Below are 12,661 nucleotides of genomic sequence, written 5' to 3' on the forward strand. Positions count from 1 at the left end.
TCCTATTCTAATGAAAGGTTATCATACTTTGAGATTATTTTCAACATAATTTTTATACTTTTTTAAATTTTCAATATTTTCGCTTAATACATTCTATTCATCCTATAATTTTAAATCTAATATAGAATATACTTTATTCGTTTTCTTTAGATTCAACGGAAATTTCATATCCGCATTCTTTATTTGAGCATATATGCTTTGTTTCTTTCTTTGATACTTTTTCTGTCATATATGAACCGCATTCAGGACATTTTTCCTCTACCGGTTTGTTCCACTCTACAAAATCACACTCAGGGTATCTGCTGCATCCATAGAATGCTCTTCCTTTTTTAGACTTTCTAAGTATTATATCTCCCTCTCCGCACTTAGGACATTTTACACCTATTTTGTTGACTATAGGTCTTGTTGTTTTACATTCCGGATAATTTTTACATGCCATAAACTTACCGAATCTACCGTATTTTATTACCATGTGTTCACCACAGTTTTCACATATTTCATCGGTTTCAATATCCATATTAATTTTTTCAAGATTTTCAAGTGCATCCTTTATAGCATCTGCAAAAGGCTCATAGGATTCTTTTACAACAACCTTCCAGTCAGCCTCTCCCATTTCAATTGTATCGAGTTTATTCTCAAGATCCGCTGTAAAATCCACATCCATAAGCTGAGAGAAATTAACCTCAAGTATATCTGTTACAAGTTTTCCAAGTTCGGTAGGAACAAGACTTGTTCCGTTTTTTTCTACATATTCTCTATTAAGTATAGTTGCAATTGTAGGAGCATATGTACTAGGTCTTCCTATTCCAAGTTCCTCAAGAGTTTTTACGAGACTTGCCTCTGTATATCTTGCCGGTGGCTGAGTAAAATGCTGCTCCGGCATTATCTCATCTACACTAAGCACATCTCCCTGAGAAATTTCAGGAAGTATTCTGTCTTCTCTACCTACAAAATTATATACTTTTGTATACCCATCAAAGATCATTTTTGATCCTGTAGCTCTGAAAGTATATCCATCTATATCAGACTCTATTGTCATCTGCTCAAATACAGAATCCCGCATCTGACTTGCGATAAATCTTCTCCATATAAGATTATAAAGTTTATACTGATCCTTTGACAGAGAGTCTTTTATACTTTCAGGAGTTCTTTCTGCTGATGTAGGTCTTATAGCCTCGTGAGCGTCCTGAACTTTTTTACCACTCTGTTTTGTCTGTTTTTTTTCTTCTCCATAATAATCCGGTCCAAGATTTTCTAGTATGTACGCCTTTGCTTTTTCCTTTGCTTCATCAGAAAGTCTATTTGAGTCAGTTCTTATGTATGAAACAAGACCTGTTATACCTTCGCCTTTTATTTCTACCCCTTCATAAAGTTCCTGTGCTATTTTCATTGTCTTTTTGGTAGAAAATCCAAGTCTGTTTACACCTTCCTGCTGAAGGACACTTGTCGTAAACGGTTTTGGAGGACTCTTTCTTCTCTTTCTTGAGTCAATTCTATCCGCTGAAACTGTTTTACCTTCTATTATATCTGTTATTTTTTTCATTTCATCTTCACTGTTTATTTCTATTTTTTCGTTATCTTTACTGTGAAGTCTGAAAACTATTATTTCATTATCTTTTGTAGATGTTTCTATATCCAAAGTCCAGTATTCCTTTGGTTCAAATGCGTCTATTTCTTTTTCTCTGTCACATATAAGTTTTGTTGTAACAGACTGAACTCTACCTGCACTAAGACCTTTCCTTACCTTCTGCCACAGTACAGGACTTATCTGATAGCCAAGAAGTCTGTCTATTACTCTTCTGGCCTGCTGAGCATCTACAAGATCTATATTTATTTTTCTAGGATTTTTTATAGCCTTTTTTATGGCATCCTTTGTTATTTCGTGAAATTCTATTCTACACGGCTCATTTTCATCTATCCCCAGAATATACTCAAGATGCCATGATATAGCCTCACCTTCTCTATCGGGGTCGGTAGCAAGATAGACTTTACTTGCCTTCTTCGCTGTCTTTTTAAGATCTTTTATAAGATCTCCCTTTCCTCTTATATTTATATATCCCGGTTCAAAATTGTTTTCTATATCTATACCTAGCTTACTCTTGGGAAGGTCTCTTATATGACCTACAGAAGCCTTAACTGTGTAATGGCTTTTCCCCAGATATCTTTCTATAGTTTTTGCCTTTGCAGGTGATTCCACAATAACAAGTATTTTTGCCAAAATACACACCCCCACATAACGTTAAATTCTCAGGCTGTATTTTCCCGCCGATGTTTCAATTATAATATCGTACAGCTTGAGTTTTTCTATTGCTGGATTTACCTTATTTATATTCATACCGGTAAACTCACATATACTGTCTATACCGATTTCTCCATGTTTTTTTATAACAGATACTATTATATCTGATTCATCATCAATTATTTGCTGTACAGAGCTTTGTTTATCTTTTTTAGAGGCAGCTGATATATTCATAAACTCATATGATTCAAGAATATCAATTATCCCGGATACAGGTTTTGCCCCATCTTTTATAAGATTATGGCATCCTCTGCTCATATCAGAAAAAATACTTCCGGGAACAGCAAACACATTTTTCCCATGCTCTGCTGCAAATTCAGCTGTTATCAAAGCACCGCTTTTTTCTGCAGCCTCTACAACAACCACTCCATCACTTAAACCGCTTATAATTCTGTTTCTATTTGCAAAATAATACGGTTTTACATCCTTTTCTATTCCATGTTCTGATATTACAGCTCCTCCACATTCCACAATCCTATTCATAAGACCTATATTCGTCTTTGGAAGTGGATTGTCTATTCCCGAGCCGAGAACTCCGAATGTAATTCCACCAGAATCAATACAGCTTTTCTGAGATATTGCATCTATTCCAATAGCAAGTCCACTTATTATATCGATTCCATATCCGGAAAGTTCTGAAGATATTTTCTTTGCGCATTCTTTACCATAAACAGTAGGTTTTCTTGAACCTACCATACCTATAGAAAAATTTTTATTAAGTCTTTCTATATTCCCTTTGTAAAAAATAACTTTTGGTGAATCATATATATCAAAAAGCCTTCCTGGATAATCACTGTCACCCTGCACTGTATATAAAACTTTTTTTCTGTACAGTTTTTCTTTATAATCATCAAGATAGGCTCTGTTTTTCAGATCCAATATTCTGTTTTTAGTTTTTTCGTTTACTCCTTCAAGATTATATATTGTTTTTACAGAAAAATCAAATATATCTTTTAGATTATTACACTGATTTTCTATTTTTTCTATTGTTTTTCCACTGCATCCCACAACTCCATAAAGCCATAAATAAACATCTCTTATTTCCATTTTATCCTCCCAAAGCGTTACAAAGGATAGATTTTAGCCATCTATCCTTTTTTAATACTTACTTTTATAATCTTTTCTATTTTCAAAATATATAATCATAATTTTTATATATAATTTTTTTCAAAATATTTATAATACACTCTTCTCATAGAAAATGCCTCCAGAATATCACTTTCTGAAATAACTTCTCTATTTTCTATATCTGATATGGTTCTTGCAAGAGCCATTATTCTCGTATAAGCTCTATTGCTCAATCTATATTTATCAAATATCAGTTTCATAGCAGCCTGTGCATTTTTATCCATCCTGCAGTATTTATCTATATCTCTCCCTGACATACTTCTGTTTGTTATTTTATTATTTCCAAATCTTTTTTTCTGTATTTTTCTGGCTGACTCCACTCTTTTTCTTATATCTTCTGAAGTTTCACCCTCACTTAAGTTATTCATTTCCTCAAATGTAATGGAATTCACTTCTACAAAGATATCTATTCTATCAAGAAGAGGCCCTGATAATTTTCCTCTATATCTTTCAATCTCATACGTTCTGCACCTGCACTCTCTGTCTGAACCAGAGTATCCGCATGGACATGGATTCATCGCTGCAACAAGCATAAAATCGCTTGGGTAACTTATACTATATCTCGACCTTGATATATCGACTTTTCTATCCTCTATAGGCTGTCTGAGAGCTTCCAGTGTTTTTCTATCAAACTCTGCAACTTCATCAAGAAACAAAACACCCAGGTGTGCCATTGTTATTTCCCCCGCTCTTGCATCAGCTCCACCACCTATAATTGCTATTTCAGTAGATGTATGATGAGGCGATCTGAAAGGTCTTCTTTTTATAAGTCCGTTTCCACTTCCGTATACACTATATATTTTGCTTACTTCAATCATCTCAGATTCATCCATAGATGGCATTATACCTGGTATTCTTTTTGCCATAAATGACTTTCCTGAGCCAGGCGGTCCTATCATAAGCATATTGTGTCCCCCTGCAGCTGCTACCTCCGCACACCTTTTCAGAAAAGTATTTCCTTTTATATCCGAAAAATCCAGACTTTCATAACTCTGTTTTTCTTTTGAAATACGGTATATTTTACCTCTTCTTTCCTCAATATGCTCATATTTTATTATTCCGTTCAAAAAATCCATACTTTCCTTCAATGTTTTTATGGGAATTATATCTATACCCTCAACAAACATACACTCTGAATAATTATCCTCCGGTATAAAAATTCTTTTAAATCCTCTTTCCATACTTCCTATGACAATAGGCAGTATTCCTCTTATTCTCTTTAGATTTCCGTCAAGAGATAATTCGCCGACAAATATACTTTCATTTATATACTCTACGCTTTTTCTTATATTACCTCTCATTATTCCAAGAGCTATTGGAAAATCCAGAAAAGACCCCTGCTTTTTTACATCTGCCGGAGATAGATTTACAACTATTCTTGAGTTAGGAAATCTATATCCACTATTTATTATTGCAGACTTGACTCGTTCTCTTGCTTCCTTTATCTCCGTTCCCGGAAGTCCAACTATACTGAATGAAGGTATCCCTTTTGTTATATCAGTTTCAACTGATACATCAAAACTGTCCACTCCAAAAATATTGCTTGATATAATTATACTTATCAATATATCTCACCTCTTTTAGAATGCATTTACAATATGTCTCAGTTTTCTATCCGACATATATACTTCAATTACATCAAATCTTATATCTTTTTCTGTTATGTTTCTTTCTGCAAGATAACATTTCGCTGTGTTTATTATTCTTCTCTGCTTTTCTATGTTTACCGCTTCTGCCGGGTATCCAAAATTTATATTATTTCTGCTTTTGACTTCTATAAATACTATTTCATCGTCTATTTCTGCTATTATGTCTATCTCACCATATTTCGACCAGTAATTTCTTTCTATTACTTCTCCATTTCTTGATTCGATATATTCTACAGCTATATCTTCTCCTCTTTTTCCTTTTTCTTTGTTATCCATAATATAACACCTCCCTTAGATTTATTTTTTCCTATGATTTATTTTATATACATTAAAATTTTTCTGTATTTTCCATTAATATTTACATAGTTTTATTTTAGATGTATATTATTGATATAAATTATATTTAGTGAGGTGTTTTTATGCTAAAAAAAATCGATGTAAAGGAACTTCATGAAAATCCGTTTACTCTTATAGGTGATGACTGGGCCCTTCTGGGAGCAGGTGACAAAGATAAATTCAACTCTATGACTGTAAGCTGGGGTGGTGTAGGTATACTTTGGAAAAATCCTGTTACAACTGTATATGTCAGACAGTCAAGATATACAAAGGAATTTATGGACAATAACGAATACTACACTCTTACATTCTTAAAGGATGGACATAAAAAGGAACTTACTCTTTTAGGTACTAAATCAGGTAGAGATATAGACAAGATGAACGATAGTGGTCTTACTCCTATAGAAGTTGAAAACGGTATAACTTATGAAGAGGCAAAACTTGTATTTGTCTGCAGAAAACTTTTCAAAAATGATCTTCTTAAAGAGCAGTTTGTAGATGAAAGTGTATTTGATGCCTGTTATCCTGATGCAGATGATTTCCATACTATGTATATAGGTGAAATAACTGCCTGCTATATATCTGAATAAAATAAAAAGGAACTGTTCTTCTAAACAGTTCCTTTTTTGATAGATTTTAAATGTTATTATCTTTTGTATACAACCTTTTCGTCTATATCGTTTATAGTCTGACAACCTGTAAGAATCATTGCACCTTCAAGTTCTGATTTAAGTCTTGATATATATGTTTCAACACCATCAGTTGCTCCTCCAAAAGATGCTGTTACAAAAGGTCTTCCCACAAGTACTGCATCTGCTCCAAGAGCTATCATTTTTACAACATCTACTCCTGTTCTTACTCCACCATCTGCAAGTATTGTTATCTTACCTTTTACAGCCTCTGCTATTTCAGGAAGTACATCTGCTGCTCCCGGAGTGAAATCAAGAACTCTTCCTCCGTGATTAGATACCACTATAGCGTCTGCTCCAGCTTCTACCGCCATAAGAGCATCCTCCACTGTCATAATACCCTTTAATATAAATGGAAGCTTTGTAGCGGCCTTTAACTCTTTTAACTGCTCTACATTTTTAGGTAGTACCGGCTTTCCATGAAGAGAAAGTGTTACAAGACCACATGCATCTATATCGACACCAACTGCAAAAGCACCTGCCTCTTCAGCTAATTTTATCTTTTTGATTATATTTTCATTATCCCATGGTTTTATAAATACTATTCCATTTCCTCCATGACATTTAAGTACATCAAGATTTTCTATAAGGAAAGCATCTACAGCGGTATCACCAACCATTGCATATATTCCTGAATTTATACATCCCTCAACTACAGGTTCTATATATTCTCTTTCTGTAAGTTTTCCTCCCATATTAAGAGTAGTGCCTGTTATAGGAGCAGCAAATATAGGTGCATCCATTTTTCTTCCAAATAATTCCACTGATGTATCCGGTTTTGCTGCATTATGTATAACTCTCATATTAAGTTTTACTCTCTCAAGAGATTTTACATTTTCTATAAATGAAGATCCACTTCCTTTTCCTCCCATTCCTGGGACCTCTCCTGCACATGCCACTCCATTGCACACTCTGCAAACTTTGCAGCTTCCATTAAGATTTTCTCTTGCTGTCTTTAGCATTTCATTGTAATCCATTTTATCCACCTCTACAAATAATATTAAAGGGAAACTCCCTCTTTAATCTTCTATTATATTCTTCAGAAAACTCTTTCTGTGAATAGGTGTTATACCGTATTCCTCAATTGCCTTGTAATGTTCTGAAGTTCCATACCCTTTATGTTTTGCAAATCCGTATTCCGGATATATCTCATCATATTGATACATTATTGAATCCCTCGTAACCTTTGCAAGAATACTTGCTGCTGCTATTGATACAGATTTTGAATCTCCTTTTATTATTGCTTTCTGATCCATATCTATCCCTGGTATTGTAACCGCATCTGCAAGTATATAATCCGGTGATTTTTTTAAACAGTTTATAGCCTTTTTCATAGCCATATATGTTGCATTCAGTATATTATATTCGTCTATTTCTTCATTTCCAACTATACCTATACCAAAATCAACAGCTTCTTGTTTTATAATATCAAAAAGTTCATTTCTTTTTTCTTCACTTAGCTTTTTGGAATCATTTATGCCCTTTATTCTGCAGTCTTTCTTCATAACAGCCACTGCTGCCACTACAGGACCTGCAAGAGGACCTCTTCCAGCTTCATCTACGCCTGCTATATATACATAACCTTTTTCATATCCTTCGTTCTCATATATATTTATTTTTTTCAATCTCTCTTCTTCGGCTCTTATTTTATCCAGTTTCTTAGCCATACTTATGGCTATTTTCTGTACAGATTTTCTTTCATCTCCTTTTATATCTTCTATAAACTGAAGATATTCACTTTCTTCAAGAGAATCCGCTATTTCTTTTATTTCCTTTACACTTTTTTCTATCATAACTTTTCTCCATTCTATATATTCATACATATAATTATACAACAATTCTGCATATTTTCGTATACATAGATATAGCTGGATATACAATAAAAAGGTCGCCCTTTTAGAGCGACCTAAATATTCACCATTTTGTGCTATGCAGCTTTTTTAGATGGTATAAAGTTTCCTATTATAGCTGCTATTATTACTGGAACTGCCCAGTTAAATCCTAGGTTTGCAAGTGGTAAATTGTTTATATATGGTATATTAACTCCATATCCAGTAAGAACTGTAAGTACACTTACAAGTAATGCCATATATGTAGCACATACAAACACATTGTCATTTTTGATATTCTTTCCGAATAGTGAAAGTATGATTAATGTTATTGTTGCAGGATAAACTATACTTAGTATTGGTGCTGAGAATTTTATTATTGTGCTAACACCGAAGTTTGATATTATCGCTGAGAATACACATACTGCTATTACTATATGTTCATATTTTAATTTTCCGTTAGTTATTCCTGAGAAATATCTTCCTGCTGCTGAAGATAATCCTATAGCTGTTGTTAAACATGCAAGTGCAACTATTATAGCTAGAAGAACTTTACCAGTCTGTCCAAGTAATGCTTCAGTTATTGCAACTATAAGTGCAGTCTGTTCAACTTCTAATCCATACTGAGTAGAAACTGTTGCTCCTAAGTAGCAAAGACCACCGTATACAAGTCCAAGACCTACAACTGCTATTACACCAGCACCTATTGTAGCCTTAACTTTTGAAGCTTCATCTTCATAACCTTTTTCTGTTATAGATACAATTACTATTGTAGAGAATACAGTAGCTGCTAATGTATCCATTGTCTGATATCCCTGATATATACCTTCTGCAAACACTGATGGTATTAATGCATCTGGTCTTATTTCTCCAAGTGGAGATATTATTCCTTTTACTATAAGTACTGCAAGAGCTATTAATAATGCAGGTGTAAGGAACTGTCCTACTATATCAACAACTTTTGAAGGTCTTATTGTTAGTATTAATGTAAGTGCAAAGAATATTACTGAGAAAAGTATACTGTTGAATCCTGGTCCTATTGTTGGAAGTATACCCATTTCATATGTTGTAGCTGCTGTTCTAGGTATTGCTAGAAGTGGCCCGATACATATAACGATTGCTGATCCAAGTACAACTGCAAGTTTTTTACCTGCTCTGTCGAACATCTTTGATGTATCCCCATTGAATCTTGTAGCTGCTATAACTGCAAGTAATGCGATACCACCATCTGCAAATAGGAAAGCTATAAATCCTGTAAACCAGCTTGATCCTGACTGAACACCAAGATAAGGCGGGAATATAAGGTTACCTGCTCCAAAGAACATTGCAAACAGCGCAAAACCAACTACTACTAAGTCCTTTAACTTTATTTGTTTACCCATAATAACACCCCTTCTCTTTGAAAAGTTAAATTTTTAAATAATTCATAAAATTTCTATAATTTCTATTTCCGTCTTAATTATACATTTTACAGAGAGTAGTGTCAATAGATTTTTTCAATTTATAAAATTTTCACAAAATTCATCACACTTTACTATTATTAGCATATAAAATACCCCGGATATAATAGTCCGGGGTATAATAATGAATATCTATCTATTTACCTGTTTTTATAAAGTTCCCTATGATTCCAGCTATGACAACAGGTACAATCCAGTTGAATCCTAACGATGCAAACGGTAAAGAATTAACTATTGGAACTGATATTCCATAACTTCCTGCAACTGTAAGTACACTTATCAGTATTGACATATACACTGAGAACTTAAATACATTATCATTTTTTATTTTTTCAGTAAAGAATGCAAGCACTATCATTACTATTGTCGGAGGGTATACTATACTAAGTATCGGAGATGCGAATTTTATTATTGCTCCAACTCCTATAGATGCCATGCATGCTGAAAATACACATACGATTGTTACAACTGTTGTATATGATATTTTTCCTTTAGTAAGATTTGTAAAATACTGCCCTGTAGCTGATGTAAGTCCTATAGATGTTGTAAGACATGCAAGTGCAACCGCAACTGCAAGAACTGATTTACCTATATTTCCAAGAAGTCCCTGAGTTATATTCACTATAACCTGAGTCTGAACCGCATTTACATCGTTGAAAGTAGATACAGTGGCTCCAAGATAACAAAGACCTCCATACACAAGAGCAAGACCTACACATGCAACAGCTCCTGATTTAAGTATAGCTGTAAGTTTTTCCTTTGTAGTAGAATATCCTTTTTCATTCATTGATACAATCAGAACAGATGCCAGTGCGATTGCTGCAAATGCATCCATTGTCTGATATCCCTGCGCTATACCTTCTGCCACAACACCATCGATCATCGGTTCCTCTATTATTGGACCAAGAGGATTTATAACTCCTTTTACTATTATTACAGCAAGAGCTATTAAAAGCGCCGGTGTAAGGAACTGACCTACTATATCTATTACCTTAGAAGGCTTTATTGTAAGCACATATGTTATTATAAAAAATACTGCACAGAATATAGCCACAGGTATTTTATCACCAAATAAAGGCATTATACCCATTTCATATGTTGTGGCACCTGTTCTTGGTATTGCCAGAAGTGGCCCTATACATAAAATATCTGCACATCCGATAGCAATCCCAAGCTTTGTTCCAGCTCTGGAAAACATTCTGTTTATATCTCCATCAAATTTTGTCGCTGCCATTACTGCAAGAAGTGCAAGGCCTGCATCAGCAAGAGTAAATCCTATAAACGACACAAGCCACTGAGGACCCGTTATAATCCCAAGATAAGGTGGGAATATAAGATTTCCTGCACCAAAGAACATAGCAAATAATGCAAAACCAAATACAAGTATATCTTTTTTACTTTTCTGTACCATTTTTAACCCCCATATAATTTATAAACTGTGATAACATTTTCCTGTTTATTATATATTTCAGTTTTTTACGAGTCAATAATCTTTAAAATTATTAAACTTTTAGGAATTTTCAAACATAGTTTTTTGTATCTTATTTATCATTTATTATCGTATATATTATATGTCGCTTTGTTATTTATTCTTAATTTTGATTTGATATATTTTATCTAAAATTTTTGTATTATAATCCCCTACATTTCAATGCATATATAAATTTATAATTCATGCATGTACTGCAATATTTTTTGTCATTTTCAGATAATTTTGTATTATTGTTAAATTAATACTTATTTATAACCTTTACTTATACTATTTTCAAACACCCAACTGTTAAAAAATAAACCTCTTATTTTTTCAGCTTTTTATATAAATTATATGCTTTATTCTTAATGTATACACACAAATAAAGGATACTCTGATAAATATCAGAGTACCCTTTATATAAATATTATTGGGTGTTATTATGTTGTATTAAGCTAATTCTTTTTCTGAATTTTTACCTGGTACAAAATGTCCTATTATACCTGCTATTATAGTTGGTACTACCCAGTTAAATCCTAATCCTGCAAGAGGTAGAGAATTTACAAGAGGTATATTTATTCCATATCCAGTAAGAACTGTAAGTACGCTTATTACTAATGCTGTATATACAGCAAATTTATATACATTGTCATTGTTTATCTTTTCTGTGAAGAATGCAAGTACTACAAGAACTATTGTAGGAGGATATACTACACTAAGTACTGGAGCTGCTACTGCAACTATTCCACCAACTCCTATAGATGCCATACATGCTGAGAATACACATACAGCAAGTACAACTTTTCCATAAGAAAGTTTTCCGTTTGAAAGTTTTTCAAAGAACTGTCCTGTTGCTGAAGTAAGTCCTATTGAAGTTGTAAGACAAGCTAGGGCAACACACACTGCAAGAACTGCTTTTCCGGCATATCCTAAAAGACCTTCAGTTATATTTACAAGAACCTGAGACTGCTGAGCATCAACACCATACATAGTAGAAACTGTAGCACCTAGGAAGCAAAGACCACCGTATACAAGTGCAAGACCTACACATGCAAGTGCTCCTGCTTTTAATATAACTTTAAGTTTATCGCCTACTGTTGAATATCCTTTTTCATTAAGAGATACTATAAGAACTGATGCAAGAGCTATTGCTGCAAATGCGTCCATTGTCTGATATCCCTGTGCTATACCTTCCGCTACAACACCATCGATCATTGGTTCTTCAACTATTGGTCCTAATGGCTGTATTACACCTTTTATTATTATAACTGCAAGAGCTATTAAAAGTGCTGGTGTAAGGAACTGACCTACTATATCAACAACCTTTGAAGGTTTTATTGTAAGCACATATGTTATTACAAAGAATATAACCGCAAATACCGCTATCGGTATAGTTGTTCCAAGAAGAGGCATTACACCCATTTCATATGTTGTTGCACCTGTTCTTGGTATTGCCAGGAATGGTCCTATACATAGGATATCTGCACACGCAAGCACTACTGCTAATTTATATCCTGCTCTTTTAAATAATGCTATTACGTTTCCATCGTATTTTGCTGTTGCCATGACTGCAAGAAGTGCAAGACCAGCATCGGCAAATGTAAATCCACCAAAACCTACAAGCCACTGAGGCCCTGTTATAATTCCAAGATATGGCGGGAATATAAGGTTACCTGCTCCGAAGAACATTGCAAATAATGCAAAACCAAATACTATAATGTCTTTAAAACTGTTATTCTGAGTTCCCATTGTTGTACCCTCCTATAAAAATAATTATTCCTTTATAAAAACATTTTCTGT

Annotated in this window: 10 protein-coding genes; 1 reads left to right on the plus strand and 9 read right to left on the minus strand. The window is 33.7% G+C overall.

What is annotated here, in order from left to right; translation table 11 throughout:
* Positions 1–133 precede the first annotated feature (133 nt).
* The 4 genes from topA to EXD82_RS05330 form a co-directional block, all read right to left on the minus strand.
* Positions 134–2,218, minus strand: coding sequence for a type I DNA topoisomerase (gene topA, locus EXD82_RS05315; protein WP_142535884.1), 2,085 nt, complete (start codon positions 2,216–2,218; stop codon positions 134–136).
* A 21-nt stretch (positions 2,219–2,239) separates the two neighbouring features.
* Complete coding sequence (gene dprA, locus EXD82_RS05320) at positions 2,240–3,346, minus strand: DNA-processing protein DprA (protein WP_142535885.1); 1,107 nt, start codon at positions 3,344–3,346, stop codon at positions 2,240–2,242.
* A gap of 104 nt (positions 3,347–3,450) precedes the next feature.
* A complete protein-coding gene (locus EXD82_RS05325; protein WP_142535886.1) occupies positions 3,451–4,992 on the minus strand; it encodes a YifB family Mg chelatase-like AAA ATPase in 1,542 nt (513 codons plus the stop codon).
* 15 nt (positions 4,993–5,007) lie between these two features.
* On the minus strand, positions 5,008–5,352 hold the full coding sequence (locus EXD82_RS05330; RefSeq protein WP_142535887.1) for a YraN family protein: 345 nt from the start codon (positions 5,350–5,352) through the stop codon (positions 5,008–5,010).
* 143 nt (positions 5,353–5,495) lie between these two features.
* On the opposite strand from EXD82_RS05330, the gene EXD82_RS05335 reads away from it, so the two are divergent.
* Positions 5,496–6,002: a flavin reductase gene (locus EXD82_RS05335; RefSeq protein ID WP_142535888.1), complete on the plus strand. Its 507-nt coding sequence runs from the start codon at positions 5,496–5,498 to the stop codon at positions 6,000–6,002.
* A gap of 56 nt (positions 6,003–6,058) precedes the next feature.
* Here EXD82_RS05335 and EXD82_RS05340 read toward each other — a convergent pair whose 3' ends face one another.
* The 5 genes from EXD82_RS05340 to brnQ (EXD82_RS05360) all read right to left on the minus strand — a co-directional run bounded on the left by EXD82_RS05340 (position 6,059) and on the right by brnQ (EXD82_RS05360) (position 12,610).
* Positions 6,059–7,078, minus strand: a complete 1,020-nt coding sequence (locus tag EXD82_RS05340; protein ID WP_142535889.1) for an alpha-hydroxy-acid oxidizing protein — start codon at positions 7,076–7,078, stop codon at positions 6,059–6,061.
* A 42-nt stretch (positions 7,079–7,120) separates the two neighbouring features.
* The gene (locus EXD82_RS05345) at positions 7,121–7,894 is read right to left on the minus strand and encodes a ribonuclease HII (RefSeq protein WP_142535890.1); all 774 of its coding nucleotides are present in this window, start codon (positions 7,892–7,894) and stop codon (positions 7,121–7,123) included.
* Positions 7,895–8,028: 134 nt separating this feature from the next.
* Positions 8,029–9,312, minus strand: coding sequence for a branched-chain amino acid transport system II carrier protein (gene brnQ, locus EXD82_RS05350; RefSeq protein WP_142535891.1), 1,284 nt, complete (start codon positions 9,310–9,312; stop codon positions 8,029–8,031).
* A 214-nt stretch (positions 9,313–9,526) separates the two neighbouring features.
* Positions 9,527–10,801: a branched-chain amino acid transport system II carrier protein gene (brnQ, locus tag EXD82_RS05355; RefSeq protein ID WP_142535892.1), complete on the minus strand. Its 1,275-nt coding sequence runs from the start codon at positions 10,799–10,801 to the stop codon at positions 9,527–9,529.
* Between the two features lie 510 nt (positions 10,802–11,311).
* Positions 11,312–12,610 (minus strand): branched-chain amino acid transport system II carrier protein, encoded by a 1,299-nt coding sequence (gene brnQ / locus EXD82_RS05360; RefSeq protein ID WP_142535893.1) that lies wholly within the window; start codon positions 12,608–12,610, stop codon positions 11,312–11,314.
* Positions 12,611–12,661: the final 51 nt, after the last annotated feature.

It is taken from the genome of Peptacetobacter hominis (genome assembly GCF_006861675.1).
GTDB classification, from domain to species: domain Bacteria; phylum Bacillota; class Clostridia; order Peptostreptococcales; family Peptostreptococcaceae; genus Peptacetobacter; species Peptacetobacter hominis.